This is a genomic window from Flavobacterium macrobrachii, from assembly GCF_014486675.1.
Lineage (GTDB): Bacteria > Bacteroidota > Bacteroidia > Flavobacteriales > Flavobacteriaceae > Flavobacterium > Flavobacterium macrobrachii.
Genome location: NZ_JACTAC010000070.1, coordinates 1 through 18,327 on the forward strand (window position 1 = coordinate 1; position 18,327 = coordinate 18,327).

Consider the following 18,327-nt stretch of genomic DNA (forward strand, 5'->3'; position numbering starts at 1 on the left):
GTTATTTTATATAATATTTTATTCTACTGTAACCGATTTAGCCAAATTTCTTGGTTGATCTACATTACATTCTCTCATTACCGCAATGTGATATGATAACAATTGTAATGGAATTGTTGTGATTAATGGAGATAATGCATCTGAAGTTTCTGGTATTTCGATAACGTGATCGGCTAATTCTTTTACTTGAGTATCACCTTTGGTAACAACAGCAATAATTTTTCCGCTACGCGATTTAATTTCTTGAATGTTACTTACTACTTTGTCGTAATGACCTTGTTTTGGTGCAATAACAATAACTGGCATTTGCTCATCGATTAAAGCAATTGGTCCATGTTTCATCTCAGCTGCAGGATAACCTTCTGCATGTATATAGGATATCTCTTTTAATTTTAATGCGCCTTCAAGTGCAACAGGGAAGTTGTAACCTCTTCCTAAATATAAACAATTTGAGGAATCTTTAAATTTTGCCGCAATTTCTTTTGTAACCTCGTTAGTTGCTAAAGCTTCTTGTACTTTTTCTGGAATAATTTCTAATTCTTGTAAATATCTAAAGAAGTCAGAGTTTGACAAAGTTCCTTTTGCTTTTGCTAAACGAAGCGCAATCATTGTTAATACCGTAATTTGTGTAGTGAATGCTTTAGTCGAAGCCACTCCAATTTCTGGTCCAGCATGTGTATATGCACCAGCGTGTGTTTCTCTTGAAATAGAAGAGCCAACAACATTACATACTCCAAAAACAAATGCTCCTTTTTCTTTCGCTAATTTAATTGCAGCTAAAGTATCGGCTGTTTCTCCTGATTGTGAAATGGCAATTACTACGTCTTTTGAAGTAATAATTGGATTTCTATATCTAAATTCAGATGCGTATTCTACCTCAACTGGTATTCTTGCAAATTCTTCAATTACATATTCAGCAACTAAACCTGCATGCCACGAAGTTCCACAAGCTACAATAAGTATTCTTTCTGCATTAAGGAATTTTTCTAGATTATCTTCAACACCTGCCATTTGAATAATTCCTTCATTAGCATGAAGTCTTCCTCTATATGTATCTTTTATAACGCTTGGTTGTTCGTAGATTTCTTTCAACATAAAATGTTCGTAACCGCCTTTTTCAATTTGCTCCAAATTCATTTGAAGTTCTTGAATATAAGGATCAACCAAAGTATCGTCTTTAATTTTTCGAATTTTTAATCCTTTGTTTAAACGAACAATTGCCATTTCTTCATCTTCTAAATAAATAGCATTTGAGGTATATTCTATGAAAGGAGAAGCATCTGAAGCTATGAAAAACTCATCTTTTCCAACACCAATTGCTAATGGACTTCCTAATCTTGCCACAACAATTTCATCTGGTTTTTCAAGATCAAATACACAAATAGCATAAGCCCCAACAACTTGGTTTAATGCTACCTGAACGGCTTTTCCTAGTTTTAGGTTTTCTTTCTTTTGTACTTCTTCAATCAAATTTACTAATACTTCAGTGTCAGTATCCGATTGAAAAGTATAACCTCTTTTGATTAATTCTTTTTTTAATGGCTCATAATTTTCGATGATACCATTGTGGATAATTGCTAATTTTCCTGAATTTGACAAATGAGGATGTGAGTTTACATCGTTTGGAACTCCATGAGTTGCCCAACGAGTATGTCCCATTCCTATGGTAGCTTTTGATTCAGCAATATCTTTAGATTTTTCTTCAAGGTCACTAACTTTTCCTTTGGTTTTTGAAACTTTTAAGGCATTGTCATTATATAACATTATACCTGCGCTATCATAACCTCTATATTCTAATCTTTTTAATCCTTTAATAACTATAGGATATGCTTCTCGATAACCTATATACGCAACAATTCCACACATAATTTCTGGTTTTAATTTGGTTTGGTATAATAAATTTCTAGCTTTAATCTTTTATCATCAGCTATACTAGAATGTGAACCATATAAAATAGTTCCCAAAGGATTTAAAGCTGACATAGTTGGAACGGTTTTAATTGTTCCAATTGGTGTTTTTAATTTTGTAAAACCAACATTTCCAATAGTTTCAGTAACAACTAAACCTAATCTCACATTGGTAGAATCTTTGCGAACTAAATTTTTAACATGATCCGTAATTCTAATTTTATATTTTGTTCCCTTTTTTGTAACTATTCCTGTGGTTTGGTCTTTTGCTTGGGAAAGATTTTTACCTTCATCATCTAAAATATAACCACCGTGAACGAACTTATTTTGTTTTGCATAACCTGGGAATGTTGTCTGATCAAATGCATAGTCAATTAGTGTTCTTCTATTATTCAAATCAAAAAGAAAAATTCTGTTAGGCTCAACTGTCAAAGGGTTTGACACTTTATCTTTATCAATGTAGAATGTTAAGTTAGCCTCATTTATTAGCCATCCTCTTGTTCTTAAGTCTTCCAATTCATCTGCTACACCATTCCCATTGGTATCTGGCCCAAATAAATCTATAATTGCCATTGAACCTTGTCCACCTTTTAAATAAAGTCTTGATGCTTCAGCAGGTGAATTTGTTGCTGTTAAATAATCTGCATTTTCATTGGAGTTTGATTGTAGACTTACTGTGTTACCAGATAAATTCATTAAAAAGGTTTTGTCTACTTTATTGTACGTTACAACTCCTTGAGCATCGGTAACTTTACTATCTTCTCTGTAATAAACTGTGACAGTTCCTCCAGCAAAATTTAACATAGCCATGCTATTGGTGTTTCCTAAACTTTCCACTTTAAAGAATAATCCTCTGAAATAATTTTTAAAAACATCATTATTTGCTAATTGTCCTGATGGCGCATTAATAATTTTATTTAAGAAAAAGTTAGTATCTAGGTGTAATCGCATAGAAGGAACGCTTCTTGCTAAAACATCTTCATTTTCGTCATTTTTTGTTTTTGTGATTCGTTCATTTTTATTAAAATAAAATTGCTCATTTTCGCGACCATCAGCATTTTTTATAAACTCAGTATTAACTAAAGGTGCATTATTTAAACGTGCAGAATTTATATTGTTCTCAATATTTTGATTGTCGTTGTAAAAGGCTTGTTGCTCTGTAAATTGTGTTTCAGGGTCTAAATTTCTTAAAAAATAATTAGACTCATGAATGCTTAATCTAAACTTTGAATTAGCTGTACCATAAATTGAGTCCAATTGATAAGTTTTTACAATTTCTCCTGAACTATTGGTTGTAGTTGTTTTTAACTTACTAAAATAAGGTATGTTCAAAATCACACTATCCACAATTGGTAACGTTTGATAAAGCGTAGGATCAACATTGTTAAACGTTCTGTTTAAAGATGTGGAAGCAACTTCTAATTGGGTAACAAAATTTGCCGTAGTGGTTCCAAATGCAGGATTAGTGTATATTCCCAATGGATTGATTGGCAAATTATTCATAGCAACTGGACCAAGCTTTTGATTGTAAGCCATAACTGAAAATTCAGTAGTTTTATCAAGAAGATAATGATCATTATCTCCACCAACAATATCAGTTCCTATCTCATTAAAATCTTTATCACATGATATAAACATTACCATAATTAAAATGGTGATGATTTGTTTGACGTAAGTTTGTAAATTCATTTGGGTAATAAACATTAAAGCAATTTTTTATAAAATTCTGTATATGCCGAAGCAAAATTTTCTTTCGTGGTGAAAGGTAAAAAAGGTTTTTGTGAAGATTCTATAAAATTTGTTAAACTTGCAGAAATAGTCGATGAAGCGATAATTACCCCATCAGAATGATTAACCGCAGACTTGATTAAGTTTTCATAATTAGGTGTTTCTAATTCTTGAATTGCTTCATGAGGAACATCATCATACTTAACTTTGTTTATCATTTCAATATCTAAATTCCCATCAAAAGATTGACCGTAAACGGATGTTATGATCTTTGTTTCAGAAAATAAAGCTTCGTTTTTATAGAAATGCTTCATGTAAACAGGTAATAAACTCGCCATCCAACCATGAACATGAATAATATCGGGAACCCAATTCAATTTTTTTACTGTTTCAACAACACCTTTGGCAAAGAAAATAGCTCTTTCATCATTATCTGGATATAAAACACCGTCTTCATCTGTAAAAGTGGCTTTTCTTTTAAAATATTCATCGTTATCAATAAAGTAAACCTGAATTCTTTCTTTTGGAATAGAAGCTACTTTAATAATCAACGGCATATCTAAATCATTTACCACTAAATTCATCCCAGATAATCGGATAACTTCATGCAACTGATGTCTTCTCTCGTTAATATTGCCATATCTTGGCATGAATATTCTTATTTGCCCACCTTGATCATTAATCATTTTTGGCACGTCATAAGACATTAAAGAAACCTCATTTTCAGCCAAATAAGGCACAACTTCAGATGATACATATAATATCCTCTTATCTTCCATAATTTAATCTAATTTATTTATTGGCAATAAAAAGCATGCAAAAGTACAAAATTTTATGCAGTTATGTATGAAAATAGTAAGTTTGCATCTCATTTACAAAAGCGTATGCGCATTTTTAACAAACAAAGCGAACTAAACGCTTTTTTAAAGTCGATTTCGAACGATAAAACTTCCATAGGTTTTGTGCCAACAATGGGTGCGTTACACAGAGGTCACTTGTCGTTATTAGAAACTGCATTGGAACAAAATAACACTGCCGTGATAAGCATTTTTGTAAATCCAACTCAGTTTAACAATCCCGAAGATTTAGCCAAATATCCAAGAACACTAGATGCAGATGTTGAAAAAATAAAAACCGTTTCTCCCGAAATTATCGTTTATGCTCCAACAGTTGATGATATTTATGAAGGGAAAACCGTTTCACAACATTTTGATTATGATGGAATTGAAAATCAAATGGAAGGAAAATTTCGTCCAGGACATTTTGACGGCGTTGGAACGATTGTAAAACGTCTTTTTGAAATTGTAAAACCAACCAATGCTTATTTTGGCGAAAAAGATTTTCAACAACTTCAAATTGTAAAAAAACTGGTTTCTAAATACAAAATTCCTGTCAATATCGTTGGTTGTCCTATATATAGAGAAGCAAATGGTTTAGCGATGAGTTCGCGCAACGAAAGACTTTCTGCCGAAGAACGAAAAGAAGCAGCAATGATTTATCAAACCATTTTGGAAGCCAAAAAACAATTTGGCACAAAATCTGCTGCTGAAGTGACTAAATGGGTAGAAAGAACATTTGCTAAACAAAACCAATTTGAATTGGAATATTTTCAAATTGCCGACGAAGCAACATTATTACCTTGCATCAGAAAAAATAAAAATAAAAACTATCGAATTTTCATTGCTGTTTTTGTCAACAAAATACGATTGATTGATACGATTTCAGTAAATTAATTTAACTTTGCCGCATGCAAATACAAATAGTAAAATCTAAAATTCACCGAGTAAAAGTAACCGGAGCCGATTTGAATTACATCGGTAGTATTACCATTGACGAAACTTTAATGGATGCCGCTAATCTTATAGAAGGCGAAAAAGTTTATATTGTTAACATCAATAATGGAGAGCGTTTTGAAACGTATGCTATCAAAGGTGCAAAAAATTCAGGCGAAATTACATTAAATGGTCCAGCTGCTCGAAGAGTTCAAAAAGACGACATTATAATTATCATGTCTTATGCAATTATGGATTTTGAAGAAGCAAAAATCTTCAAACCATGGTTAGTTTTTCCTAACGAAAAAGACAATTCTCTGACCTAAAATTTTGAAAAAACAACTTCGAAAATGGCTTACTATTCTAATTCCGCTTTTAATCGGGATTGGAATTATTTATTATCAATTTACAACGTTAACCAGCGAAGAAATTGCCAAAATAAAAGTCAGTTTTCAAAAAGCAAATTATAACTATATTTTGTTAACTCTTGTCATTGCTTGTATTGGTTACTGGTCAAGAGCATATCGATGGAAATTTGCACTCAATCATTTGGGTTATCAAACCAAATTTCATAATAATTTCTTTACCGTTTGTGTTTCCTATTTGGTCAATTTAACCGTTCCGCGTTCGGGAGAAATTTCTAGAGCAGCACTTTTAAAAAAATACGAAGACGTTCCTTTTGACAAAGCATTTGGAACCATTGTTGCCGAGAGAATTGTAGATTTTTTAGTGTTTCTTCTCTTTGTTTTTATTGGATTTGTTTCACAATACAATACCATTTATCAATTTCTAATTGACAAAAAAGTTCCTATAAAATCACTAATTTATATAGGAATTGCTGGAATAGTAATGATGATTATTTTTATTCTAATTTGGATTTATGCCGAATGGAAAATCATCAAAAAACTGAAGAAAAAACTATCCGGATTAATGGAAGGAATGACCACTATTTATAAAATGAAAGATAGATGGAAATACGTTTTTCATTCTTTTTTCATCTGGTTTTCCTATCTTTTGATGTTTTATGTTGCCAAATTTGCTTTACCCGAAACTTCCGAAATTAGTTTTGACATTATCATTATGGGATTTGTTTTTGGAAGTTTAGCCATCGGGTTTTCAAATGGTGGTTTGGGCGCATTTCCGTTTTCTATCGCATTAATTTTTTCGCTTTACGGAATTTCAAATAATATTGGAACTGCTTTTGGTTGGCTAGTTTGGACATCACAAACCATTTTAACCTTACTTCTTGGTTTGATTTCCTATGTTTTATTACCTATTTTAAATAGAAATAAATAATTTACTATCTTGCTGATTATTTTTAGCAATAATTCTATTTAACCAAAAACCGAAACATACATGAAAAAGCTGTTCCTTCTGCTAGCAATCTTTATTTGTACCAACAGTTTATTTGCCCAAAAAACAATTACTGATACTATAAATTCTCAAAAATTAGGCGAAGAACGCGAAATAAAAATCTCGCTTCCACCGTCGTATTCCAAAAATAAAACCCAAAAATATCCATTATTAGTTTTACTAGATGGTGATTTTCTTTTCGATCCGTTTTATGGAACATTAAGCTACGGCTATTATTGGGACGATTTACCCGAAGTAATTATTGTAGCCATTAGCCAAAACAAAAATGGCGAACGCGAATACGACTCTGCAACCGATGGTGAAACTGGATTACCAACCGAAAAAGGAGAAAAATTCTTTGAATTTATTGGAATGGAATTAATTCCAACCATTCAAAAAAACTTCAGAACAGCACCATTTAGAATAGTTGCTGGATTGGATGTAACCGCCGGATTTATGAATTGTTATTTGTATAAAGACGATCCAATTTTTAACGCTTATATTTCGCTAAGTCCTGAACTCCCTGTTGGAATGGAAGAACAAATTCCCGAAAGATTGGCCGCCATAACAAAAAACATTTTCTACTACCATTGTACAGCGGATGGCGATTTGAAAAAAATGAGAGCTCGAGTTCAAGCCATGGATACCGAAATCAAAAAAATTAACAAACCTAATTTGAATTACCGCTACGAAGATTTTAAAGGTGCATCTCATTATTCGTTGGTTCCACATGCCATTCCGAGTGCTTTGTATCAAATTTTCTCAGTTTATCAACCTATTTCTACAACCGAATTCCAAGAAAAAATTGCCGTTTTACCTTCGGGATATGTTGATTATTTAATTGCAAAATATGACGTTTTGGAGAAAGAATTAGGCTTAAAACTTCAAGTTAGAATGAACGATTTCAAAGCCATTGAAGCAGCTATTATTAAAAATAAAGCCTATAACGAATTTGACCAATTAGCCCAATTAGCTAGTAAAGATTATCCAAAAACGATGTTGGCGGATTATCACATGGCACAAATGTATGAGAAAAAAGGCGACAACGCTCGAGCTGTCAAATCATATATGAAAGCCTTTCAAATGCAGGAAATTGGCGATTTGACCAAAGACATGATGATTAATCGCGCCGATGAATTAAAAGCTTCTCTACCTAAAAAAGGTCAAAAAGTAGAAGAAACTCCAGTGGAAGAAATTCCGGCTGAAACGCCAACCGAAACTCCTGCGGAAGAGAAAAAACAAGAATAATTAAACCAAGATTACGGCTCAATGTCCAAACTAAAAACTACTTTTTTTTGCCAAAATTGCGGCACACAATATGCCAAATGGCAAGGACAATGCAATTCGTGTAAAGAATGGAATACCATTGCCGAAGAAATTATCCAAAAAGAAGAAAAAACATCTTGGAAACCTTCAACTTCTGAAGTAAAACGAGTTTCCAAACCTTTAAAAATTAATGAAATTGATTCTGCCGAAGAAGTTCGAATGGATTCAACCGATGGCGAGTTCAATCGAGTTCTTGGTGGCGGAATCGTTCCTGGTTCATTGATACTTTTAGGTGGCGAACCTGGCATTGGAAAAAGTACATTATTGCTTCAAATTTCACTGAAATTACCTTATAAAACCTTATACGTTTCGGGTGAAGAAAGTCAGAAACAAATAAAAATGCGCGCTGAAAGAATAAATCCAAACAGCGAAAACTGTCTTATTCTAACCGAAACCAAAACACAAAATATCTTCCGCCATATACTTGAAGTAGAACCCGATATTGTCATCATCGATTCCATCCAAACACTTCATACTGATTACATCGAATCAACCGCTGGAAGTATTTCTCAAATTCGAGAATGTACTGCCGAATTAATAAAATTTGCCAAAGAAACCAACGTTCCTGTGATTTTAATTGGACATATTACCAAAGACGGAAACATTGCCGGACCAAAAATTTTGGAACACATGGTCGATACCGTTTTGCAATTTGAAGGCGACAGAAATCATGTGTATCGAATTTTACGAAGTTTAAAAAACCGTTTTGGTTCAACTGCCGAACTTGGAATTTATGAAATGCAAGGTTCAGGTTTAAGAGAAGTTTCCAATCCGTCGGAAATATTAATTTCACATCGCGAAGAAGAGCTTTCAGGAACAGCAATTGCTTCAACACTCGAAGGAATGCGACCGTTGATGATTGAAATTCAATCCTTAGTTTCTACCGCAGTTTATGGAACGCCGCAACGAAGCACAACCGGTTATAATGCTAAAAGATTAAATATGATTTTGGCAGTTTTAGAAAAACGTGCTGGTTTTCGTCTTGGAACTAAAGACGTTTTCCTGAATGTTACCGGAGGAATTTCGGTTGATGATCCAGCAATTGATTTAGCCGTTGTTGCTGCCATTCTTTCTTCCAACGAAGATATTGCCGTAGGCAAAGATGTTTGTTTTGCCGGAGAAGTTGGTCTTTCAGGAGAAATTCGCCCTGTAAATCGAGTAGAACAACGCATTCAAGAAGCCGAAAAATTAGGGTTTTCAACTATCTTTGTTTCAAAATACAACAAAATTGCAACCCAATTTCCGGGAATAAAAGTGATTTTAGTCTCAAAAATTGAAGAAGTTGTGGAGCAATTGTTTGGGTAAAATTAAATCATATGAAATCAAAAAAACTTTTTTTATTCGGATTGATATTGGCATTCATTTCTTGTAATGACAAAAAAATATTTTCGGAATACAAAACCGATTTCAAAGCCAATCAATGGCAAAAAAACGATGTTAAATCATTCGACATAACTATTGATGACGAAAGCAAAAACTATGATTTGACATTCATTTTAAGTCATGTTTTTGACTATCAATTCGATAAAGTTCCTGTTACTATTAGTATCAAAAATCCCAAAGGCGAAACCGAAATTATGAATATTGATTTGATACTAAAAGATTCTGCTGGAAAAGACAAAGGCGATTGTCTTGGCGATATTTGCGACTTGAAACAAACTTTCAAGAAAAATGTAAATCTTATAAAAGGAAATTATGTGATTTCGGTAGCGCATACTTTCAACAACAGTTATTTGCCAAATATTTCAAGTCTAGGTTTAGAAGTTACACTTTCTGAATAAATTGTAGATGAAACCCTATTCTGAAATCATTCAAAAAATTGAAAGCTATCACGAATTGGGTGAAACCATTCAAGCGGCAGAATATCTAATCGAAGAATATGGTATCAAACATCCTAATTTAAAAGGATTTGAACTACGAGAAAAAGCCAAACCCGATTATATTTTGATGACAGCCGAAGGAAATTTTGGCGAAAAACAAATCATTAGAATTCCCGAAAACACCTTTCAATTTGAATTGGTTTTAATGCTAAACCTGATTGCACATGAAATGATTCATGTAGAACAAAAAAGTTACCTCAACAAATTTCCCGATAGAAACGAACGCGAATGGCAAGCGTATTATGAAATGTTGTTTCACAAACGCTATCCGCAAGTTCCTAATGCAAGTACTTTTCATAGAAAATTCTTTGCCAACAAAGCTTTTGAATATTACAATCGAATGGAAAAAGACGGCGAACTACAACAAGAATATGCTTCGCAAAAAGCCGAAATTGAGCAACTACTAAAAGAATTAAAGTAAAGGTGAAAGTTAGCATAATGATTTGATTGTAAATATTTTATTTCTAACTTTACAAGAAAATCAACCTACTATGAAAAAAATTTTACTCTCATTATCATTATTGCTTTGTGGTATTTCGCAATCCCAAACCTTGAATTTACAAAGCTTTGCTACTGGATTTTCGTCTCCAGTAGAAATTACTCATGCGCCAAATGACTCCCGATTATTTGTAGTTCAAAAAGGCGGTTTAATTCGCATTGTTAACACAAATGGAACGGTAAATGCAACACCATTTTTAACCGTTTCGGGTTTGAGCAACGGAAGCGAACAAGGATTACTTGGTTTAGCATTTCACCCAAATTATGCTTCAAACGGTTTGTTTTTTGTAAACTATACCAATACTGCTGGCGATACTGTTATTGCTAAATATTCTGTTTCTTCTACAAATCCAGATGTTGCCAATCCAACAGGAACGATTTTAATGACAATCGATCAACCATATTCCAATCACAATGGCGGAACTTTAAAATTTGGTCCCGATGGTTATCTTTATATTGGAATGGGTGATGGTGGAAGTGCTGACGATCCGCAAGGTTATGCACAAAACATGACAATAAATCCTTCCTTTCCATCTAGAATTTTTCTAGGAAAAATGCTTAGAATTGATGTTAATTCTGGAACACTTTATGGAATTCCACCAACCAATCCTTATATTGGACAAGCTGGAAAAGAAGAAATTTGGGCAAGAGGTTTGCGAAATCCATGGAAGTTTTCGTTTAGTAAAGTAAATGGCGATTTATGGATTGCCGATGTTGGTCAATATGACATTGAAGAAATCAATAAAATTGCTTATCCATTTCCAAATACGGGTTTAAACTTCGGTTGGAGATGTTATGAAGGAAATGTTTCTTACTTAACTTCGGGTTGCGAACCAATGAATACAATGACTTTTCCTTTAGCACAATACAATCATGATTCGGGAAGATGTTCCATAACTGGCGGATTTTTCTATACTGGAACAACGTATCCAAATTTACAAAACAAATATGTTTTTGCCGATTATTGTTCGGGTGAAGTTGGTTATATCAACGATGCTAATCAAGTTGTTTGGTCGTATGACTCGCTTGGATTTATAACCACTTTTGGCGAAGACGTAAATGGTGAATTGTATGTTGGAAGTAGTGGTGTTTTGTACAGAGTAATCGACACTTCATTAAACACAAATGAATTTCAAAAAAATGGAATTGCCGTTTATCCCAATCCAGCTTCAGATGAATTGTTTGTAAAAAATGAAAACAACATCGAATTATACGCTATAAAAATAACCGATTTAACTGGTAAAACGGTTGCATATCAAAACTCACAATTGAGTTCGATAAACATTTCCAATTTGTCAAAAGGAATGTATTTTGTAACGATTGAAACCAAAACTGGTAACACGGTAACTTCTAAAATTATCAAACAATAATTTAAGGCGCAGGATTTGGAACAATTTCTTGAATGGCGTTGATTTGTTTCACAACATCATCTGACAACGTGATATCAAAGGCATCAATATTTTCTTTGAGTTGTTCCAAATTGGTTGCTCCGATAATGGTCGAAGAAACAAAATCTTGTTGGTGTACAAAAGCCAAAGCCATTTCGGTCAACGTTAAACCATTATCATCGGCTAATTTTTTATAAAATTGGGTTGCTTTGAAACAGTTGTCGTTCGTGTATCGAATGAAATTTGGGAACAAACCTAATCGAGAATCCGATTGAATTCCGTTTAAATGTTTTCCAGTCAAAAACCCAAATCCTAACGGAGAATAAGCCAATAAACCTACGTTTTCTCGCATAGCAATTTCGGACAAACCTACTTCAAATAATCGATTTAAAAGCGAATAGGGATTTTGGATGGAAACAATTCTCGGCAAATTATGCTTTTCACTTTCGTTGATAAATTTCATTACACCATAGGGATTTTCGTTGGAAACGCCAATGTGTTTTATCTTTCCTTCTTTGATTAAACCATCAAAAATTGACAAAACGTCAAAGAAATTTTCCTGCCAATGAGTATCAATTTTTGAAACACCACGTTGACCAAACATATTCATCACGCGTTCTGGCCAATGCATTTGATACAAATCGATATAATCCGTTTGCAGGTTTTTTAAACTTAACTCAACTGCTTCGGTAATGCTTTTTTTGGAAAAATCAAGCGGTTGTCTAATGTATTCCATACCACGATTTGGTCCGGCAATTTTGGTTGCAATGACCAATTTTTCTCTTTCTGAAGCACCAATTTTTGAAATCCAACTTCCAATAAAACGTTCGGTACTTCCAAAAATTTGTGCATTTCCGCCTATCGGATACATTTCGGCAGTATCGAGAAAATTAATTCCTCTTTCTACGGCATAATCCAATTGGTTGTGTGCTTCAGCTTCGGTATTTTGATTTCCAAAGGTCATCGTGCCGAGACATATTTTACTAACTTTTAAATCAGAATGAGGTAAAGTGGTGTAATTCATTTTAAATGGAGTAGATTTTGAAAGTGCAAAAGTAAAACATTATACTTTTTTTCTCTTTTGATTAACAGATTTTTTGGAAACAAATTGCAGAAAAAAAGGTTCTAAGTTTTTCTTAGAACCTTTTTGTAGTAATGCCACTAGGTATAAAAAACCTTGCAGGAATTATTAAAACTCATTCAAAAGTTTTGAAATTTCGTCCAATTTTGGTGTTAGGATAATTTCAATTCTTCGGTTTTTAGCTTTTCCTTCGCTGGTATCGTTTCCTTTGATTGGAGCATATTCGCCACGACCAGCAGCCGTTAAATTTTGTTTGTTAATTCCACTGTTTTCTGCTAAAATATTTACAATTGCCGTTGCTCTTTTGGTTGATAAATCCCAGTTATTTTCAATTCCGCCACCAATGTTTCCAAGAATTTTATCATTATCCGTATGACCTTCAATTAAAACAGTAATATCTGGATTTTGTGCCAAAACTTTTCCAACTTCAACAACTGCTTTTCTACCTTCAGTTCCAACAGACCAACTTCCGGTTTGGAACAACAATTTGTTTTCCATAGAAACATACACTTTTCCGTTCTTTTGTTCTACGGTCAAACCTTTTCCTTCAAAGGCATTCAACGCTTTTGATAAAGTTTCTTTCAATTTGTTCATGGCTGCATCTTTTGCCGCAATCATGCTTTCTAATTCGTTCAAGCGTTTTGAACTTGATTCCAATTCAGAACGAAGTTTGTTTAATCGATTTTGTTCTGCTGCCAATGCTTTTTCTTTGGCATCTAATTGTGCCAAAAGTTCACGATTTTTGTTCATATTACTTTCCAATGCATCGTTGCTGTTTTTCTCTAATGCATTGTAAGAAGCTTGCAATGTTTTCAAATTATTTGCCGTTGCAGCACAATCGGTTTGCAGTTTATCACGTTCTGATTTTAGCTTTGCTAATTCTGATTCAAGCGATGCTTTATCGGTTTCAAGCAAATTTTTAGCTTTTTTTAGCTCTTCATTTTCATCGGCTAAATTGTGATTTTCTTTCTTTAAATCGGTGTATTTGTTTTCTAAATCATTGTAGATTTTTTTGGAAACACACGACGACATCGATACTAAAAGCAATGTCAACAAAACTGTTTTTTTAATCATTTTTTTATTTTTATAATTACTAATTTGGGGTTTTTAATCAATTTCTACCAAAACCGGACAATGGTCTGAATGTTTGGCTTCGGGCAAAATAACAGCTCTTTTCAAGCGTTCTTTCATGTTTTCGGTGACTAAACAATAGTCAATTCTCCAACCTTTATTATTTTCTCTTGCATTGGCTCGATAACTCCACCAACTATAATGGTGCGGTTCTTTGTTAAAAAATCGAAACGTATCGACAAAACCTCTTTTCATAAAAGCATCCAGCCAAGCTCGTTCTTCGGGCAAAAATCCTGAAACCGTTTTATTTCGAATCGGATCATGAATGTCAATGGCTTCATGACAAATATTGTAATCGCCACAAATAATAAGATTTGGAATTTCTTTTTTCAGATTATCTACATAATCCTGAAAATCATCCATATACTTGAATTTATGGTCTAATCTATCGATATTCGTGCCCGATGGTAAGTACAAGCTCATCACGGAAACATCATCAAAATCAACTCTTAGATTTCTTCCTTCGAAATCCATGTGCTCAATTCCAGTTCCAAAAACGATGTTTTTAGGTTCAATTTTTGATAAAATTGCAACTCCAGAATATCCTTTTTTTTGTGCTGAAAAATAGTATTGATAAGGATAACCTGCTAATTGAATTTCCATCACAGGAATTTGATCTTCAGTCGCTTTTATTTCTTGCAAGCAAATTACATCAGGATTGGCTTGTTGTAGCCAATCTAGAAAACCTTTGTTAATCGCGGCTCTAATTCCGTTTACGTTATAAGAAATTATCTTCATGTTTCAAATTTCCCTAAAAATAAGTGAAAGAAATGCTAAAATTTGGTAACTTTTTCAACAAACTTATCACCAAAAATTAAATTGCAATTCTAATAATTTACTAATGTCGTTTGAATAGAATTATTATCTTTGTTTCTTGCTCAAATAATAAAAACAATACATGGGTTTAGTCACTGCTAAAGAAGTTGCAAAAGCAATAAATGCTGATAAATATGGAGTTTTAGGAACTTTTTCTGGCTGGTTATTGATGAAAGTGCTAAAGATTTCCACTTTGAATAAAATCTATGACAGAAATAAGCACTTGAGTGAAGTGGAGTTTTTAAATGCAATATTGGATGAATTCCAGATAAAGTTTGAAATTCCTGAAGAAGATTTAAAACGTTTACCCAAAGATGGTGCTTATATAACGGTTTCCAATCATCCGCTTGGAGGAATTGACGGTATTTTATTGTTGAAATTAATGCTCGAAAGAGAACCTAATTTTAAAATCATTGCCAATTTCTTATTGCATAGAATTGAGCCAATGAAACCTTATATTATGCCTGTAAATCCGTTTGAAAATCATAAAGATGCTAAATCGAGTGTGATTGGAATTAAGGAAACCTTACGTCATTTAAGTGATGGAAAACCCCTTGGAATGTTTCCCGCTGGTGAAGTTTCCACCTATAAAGACGGAAAATTAGTTGTAGATAAACCTTGGGAAGAAGGAGCAATTAAAGTAATTAGAAAAGCACAAGTTCCCGTAGTTCCGATTTACTTTCATGCTAAAAATAGCAAACTTTTTTATTTTCTTTCTAAAATTGACGATACACTTCGAACGGCTAAATTGCCATCAGAATTGTTAACGCAAAAGGATAGAGTTATTAAAGTTAGAATTGGTAAACCAATATCGGTTGCTGAACAAAACGAGCATCAAAGTATAGAAGAATACTCGGAGTTTTTAAGAAGAAAAACCTATATGCTTGCTAATTCATTTGACGATGAAGAGAGCAAATTGCTAAATCCGGTAAACCTAAATTTAAAAACGCCAAAACCTCCTAAACAGATTGTAAAACCTGCTAATCATGAGGAAATTCTGAAAGAAATTGAAGAGCTTAAAAATGGTGATTATAGATTAACACAAAGTAAAAACTATCAAGTATTCTTTGTTTCTGCAGATAAAATTCCAAATATACTTCATGAAATTGGTCGTTTAAGAGAAATTACTTTCAGAGAAGTCGGCGAAGGAACAAACGAATCGATTGACTTAGATCAATATGATAAATATTATCATCATATGTTTCTTTGGGACGATGATGCTCAGGTCATTGCTGGTGCTTATCGAATGGGATTGGGATCAGAGATTTATACAAAATATGGAATAGAAGGTTTTTATCTTCAAGATTTGTTCCGTTTTGAGCCCGAATTATACGATATGATGTCAAAATCTATCGAAATGGGTAGAGCTTTTATCATCAAAGAATACCAACAAAAACCGATGCCATTGTTTCTGCTTTGGAAAGGAATTGTTCACACCACGTTGCGTCATCCAGAACATAAATATTTAATTGGCGGCGTTAGTATTAGTAATCAATTTACCGATTTTTCTAAATCGCTGATGATTGAGTTCATGAAATCACATTATTATGATCCATATGTGGCGCAATATATTCATCCGAAGAAAGAATTTAAGGTAAAACTAAAAGATGCTGATAAAGATTTTCTATTCAATGAAACGGAAGCCGATTTAAATAAATTTGACAAAATTATTGACGAAATCGAGCCAGGAAGTTTGCGTTTACCGGTTTTGATTAAAAAATACATCAAACAAAATGCGCGTGTGGTTGCGTTTAATGTTGATCCAATGTTTAACAATTCGGTTGATGGATTGATGTACATCCGCATTGCCGATTTACCCGAAAGCACGATGAAACCTGTTATGGAAGAATTTCAGGCAGAACTGGAAAAGAAAGAAAAGCAATAATTCAAAAAACAATACTATAAAAAAAAGCTCCAAAATTTAATTTTTTGGAGCTTTTGTTTTATTTATTCATTTCCTATTTGGTCAATCTCTTCATTAAAAGCTTTTGGATCTGAACCATATTTGTTGGTAAAATCATCACCTTCTGTACAAAACAGTATTAATAGCCAAATGGCGACACCAATTATCAAAAGCGCAAATATTATTATAAAGGGAGACGAATCAAAAGCATGCATAAAACTTCCTAAAAGTAGTAAAGCGGCTAAAAATATAATTGAGCCATAAACAATTAATAATAACCAACCACTTTTTCCTATATCGTGCAAACGTCTAACCGAAACTGCTAATGACGGAATAAAAACAGCTAAACTATAAATTGTATTTAAAACTCCAGAGTCAGCAGTTCCAAATTGAAGCCCTAATAAATTATCTAAAATTGTTAATACAAATGAAAACAAAGCATTAAATAATATAAAATACCAATATTCTGAACGACGTGCTCTGCCATTGAAATTAGCATAATTTTCAAAAACTACTTTTTTGTACCAATACATAAATTTATTTCTAAAGGTTAAAATTATTTTATTTCCAAATACTTTGTTGAACAATATCATTCAATGAGTTCTCTTTTATAAAAAGTACTAATCTGATAACATGATAAATTATTAAAAAAGTAGCCAAATAATAAGCAAGTTTTTTGTTGTAAAACCATTTCTGGACAAACACTTTTTTTGTTCTAATTTCAACCAAAAATAGAACAATTATAAAAACACAAAAACCTACAACTAAAGGTCCAAAAAGATGGTAACTCAAACTTTTTACTAAATTTCCATCATAAAAATAAACAATCGATTTTGTTATGCCACATGACGGACAAGGAAAACCCGTAGTTGCTTTTAATGGACAAAAAGACTGTTCCTTTTCTAATGAGTTATCGCTGTCTTTAAGCCACAAAATAAAAGGTATTACAAGTGTTAAAATTGCACCTGTAATACCTAAAATTCTATTTAAAAGAAATTTTTTGATTAGTACAACCTATTAATATCCCCTTGAACAATCATTGCTGCCGCAAATGGAAAAAACAAACCTAAAATAATTAACAAAGTAGATTGGTCTTTATTTAGCTCACCTGTTCTTCTGTATACATTTGGCAAACCTTCTTTCCCTAATACATAGTAAAAATATAAGTTTACAGGCAAACAACAGCCTGCAAAAACAGCAATTGGTGTTGAAACTACTTCTCTATTTGATACTGCATTTACAACTTCTGAAACTTTAATGTTCCAATAAATTAGATATAATCCACAGGTTATAAAACTTAATAATAACACAATAATTGGATCAACTTTAAATACTGGAATGTTGTTATTTGGATTATTCCAATCTTCGGTTGGTCGTGTAACTTCCATTTGTTTTTGTTTTTTGATTAATTGTTACGAATATATAAAATTTTAACCCGTAGTGCATTATAAAAAAAGTTGCTCAAAACACTAAAAATTAGTACATTGTATTGACTCCTAATCAAATACAATTATGAGCAACCTTGAAGCAAGTTACAAATTAAT

Annotated in this window: 18 protein-coding genes; 9 read left to right on the plus strand and 9 right to left on the minus strand. The window is 32.8% G+C overall.

Going from position 1 to position 18,327, the window contains the following annotated elements; all coding sequences use genetic code 11:
* Nucleotides 1-18 precede the first annotated feature (18 nt).
* Genes glmS through IAI56_RS13125 form a run of 3 tightly spaced genes read right to left on the minus strand, consistent with a single transcriptional unit; the run spans nucleotide 19 to nucleotide 4,414 of the window.
* A complete protein-coding gene (glmS, locus tag IAI56_RS13115; protein WP_187658302.1) occupies nucleotides 19-1,866 on the minus strand; it encodes a glutamine--fructose-6-phosphate transaminase (isomerizing) in 1,848 nt (615 codons plus the stop codon).
* Nucleotides 1,867-1,877: 11 nt separating this feature from the next.
* The gene (gene bamH / locus IAI56_RS13120; protein WP_239106940.1) at nucleotides 1,878-3,611 is read right to left on the minus strand and encodes a BamH family beta-barrel-assembly machinery protein; all 1,734 of its coding nucleotides are present in this window, start codon (nucleotides 3,609-3,611) and stop codon (nucleotides 1,878-1,880) included.
* Nucleotides 3,611-4,414 (minus strand): glycogen/starch synthase, encoded by an 804-nt coding sequence (locus tag IAI56_RS13125; protein ID WP_187658303.1) that lies wholly within the window; start codon nucleotides 4,412-4,414, stop codon nucleotides 3,611-3,613. The genes bamH and IAI56_RS13125 overlap by 1 nt, the downstream gene beginning before the upstream one ends.
* A 105-nt stretch (nucleotides 4,415-4,519) precedes the next feature.
* Between IAI56_RS13125 and panC the strand changes: the two genes are divergently transcribed.
* The 8 genes from panC to IAI56_RS13165 all read left to right on the plus strand — a co-directional run bounded on the left by panC (nucleotide 4,520) and on the right by IAI56_RS13165 (nucleotide 11,834).
* Nucleotides 4,520-5,368: a pantoate--beta-alanine ligase gene (gene panC, locus IAI56_RS13130; RefSeq protein ID WP_187658317.1), complete on the plus strand. Its 849-nt coding sequence runs from the start codon at nucleotides 4,520-4,522 to the stop codon at nucleotides 5,366-5,368.
* A 14-nt stretch (nucleotides 5,369-5,382) separates the two neighbouring features.
* Entirely contained in the window at nucleotides 5,383-5,733 is a 351-nt protein-coding gene (gene panD / locus IAI56_RS13135) for an aspartate 1-decarboxylase (protein ID WP_187658304.1), read from the plus strand.
* Between the two features lie 4 nt (nucleotides 5,734-5,737).
* A complete protein-coding gene (locus IAI56_RS13140; RefSeq protein ID WP_187658305.1) occupies nucleotides 5,738-6,703 on the plus strand; it encodes a lysylphosphatidylglycerol synthase transmembrane domain-containing protein in 966 nt (321 codons plus the stop codon).
* Between the two features lie 60 nt (nucleotides 6,704-6,763).
* Entirely contained in the window at nucleotides 6,764-8,008 is a 1,245-nt protein-coding gene (locus IAI56_RS13145; protein ID WP_187658306.1) for an alpha/beta hydrolase, read from the plus strand.
* Nucleotides 8,009-8,029: 21 nt separating this feature from the next.
* Complete coding sequence (gene radA / locus IAI56_RS13150; protein WP_187658307.1) at nucleotides 8,030-9,391, plus strand: DNA repair protein RadA; 1,362 nt, start codon at nucleotides 8,030-8,032, stop codon at nucleotides 9,389-9,391.
* An 11-nt stretch (nucleotides 9,392-9,402) separates the two neighbouring features.
* Nucleotides 9,403-9,867 carry a gliding motility lipoprotein GldH gene (locus tag IAI56_RS13155; protein ID WP_187658308.1) on the plus strand — a complete coding sequence of 155 codons (465 nt, stop codon included), beginning with the start codon at nucleotides 9,403-9,405 and terminating at the stop codon, nucleotides 9,865-9,867.
* 7 nt (nucleotides 9,868-9,874) lie between these two features.
* A complete protein-coding gene (locus tag IAI56_RS13160) occupies nucleotides 9,875-10,387 on the plus strand; it encodes a hypothetical protein (protein ID WP_187658309.1) in 513 nt (170 codons plus the stop codon).
* A gap of 70 nt (nucleotides 10,388-10,457) precedes the next feature.
* Entirely contained in the window at nucleotides 10,458-11,834 is a 1,377-nt protein-coding gene (locus IAI56_RS13165) for a PQQ-dependent sugar dehydrogenase (protein ID WP_187658310.1), read from the plus strand.
* A gap of 1 nt (nucleotide 11,835) precedes the next feature.
* Here the strand turns inward: IAI56_RS13165 and IAI56_RS13170 are convergent, their stop codons facing one another.
* The 3 genes from IAI56_RS13170 to IAI56_RS13180 form a co-directional block, all read right to left on the minus strand.
* Nucleotides 11,836-12,876, minus strand: coding sequence for an aldo/keto reductase (locus IAI56_RS13170; protein WP_187658311.1), 1,041 nt, complete (start codon nucleotides 12,874-12,876; stop codon nucleotides 11,836-11,838).
* 165 nt (nucleotides 12,877-13,041) lie between these two features.
* Nucleotides 13,042-14,007 carry an OmpA/MotB family protein gene (locus IAI56_RS13175; RefSeq protein ID WP_187658312.1) on the minus strand — a complete coding sequence of 322 codons (966 nt, stop codon included), beginning with the start codon at nucleotides 14,005-14,007 and terminating at the stop codon, nucleotides 13,042-13,044.
* A 33-nt stretch (nucleotides 14,008-14,040) separates the two neighbouring features.
* Nucleotides 14,041-14,802 carry an exodeoxyribonuclease III gene (locus IAI56_RS13180; protein ID WP_187658313.1) on the minus strand — a complete coding sequence of 254 codons (762 nt, stop codon included), beginning with the start codon at nucleotides 14,800-14,802 and terminating at the stop codon, nucleotides 14,041-14,043.
* Nucleotides 14,803-14,962: 160 nt separating this feature from the next.
* Here IAI56_RS13180 and IAI56_RS13185 point away from each other — a divergent pair, with 160 nt between their 5' ends.
* Nucleotides 14,963-16,765, plus strand: a complete 1,803-nt coding sequence (locus IAI56_RS13185) for a GNAT family N-acyltransferase (RefSeq protein WP_187658314.1) — start codon at nucleotides 14,963-14,965, stop codon at nucleotides 16,763-16,765.
* A gap of 62 nt (nucleotides 16,766-16,827) precedes the next feature.
* On the opposite strand, the gene IAI56_RS13190 is transcribed toward IAI56_RS13185, so the two are convergent.
* The 3 genes from IAI56_RS13190 to IAI56_RS13200 form a co-directional block, all read right to left on the minus strand.
* Nucleotides 16,828-17,376 carry a DUF805 domain-containing protein gene (locus tag IAI56_RS13190; protein WP_239106941.1) on the minus strand — a complete coding sequence of 183 codons (549 nt, stop codon included), beginning with the start codon at nucleotides 17,374-17,376 and terminating at the stop codon, nucleotides 16,828-16,830.
* Nucleotides 17,345-17,716: a DUF2752 domain-containing protein gene (locus tag IAI56_RS13195; protein WP_222941018.1), complete on the minus strand. Its 372-nt coding sequence runs from the start codon at nucleotides 17,714-17,716 to the stop codon at nucleotides 17,345-17,347. Before IAI56_RS13195 ends, IAI56_RS13190 begins: the two co-directional genes overlap by 32 nt.
* A 71-nt stretch (nucleotides 17,717-17,787) precedes the next feature.
* Complete coding sequence (locus tag IAI56_RS13200) at nucleotides 17,788-18,171, minus strand: DUF4234 domain-containing protein (RefSeq protein WP_187658315.1); 384 nt, start codon at nucleotides 18,169-18,171, stop codon at nucleotides 17,788-17,790.
* Nucleotides 18,172-18,327 lie beyond the last annotated feature (156 nt).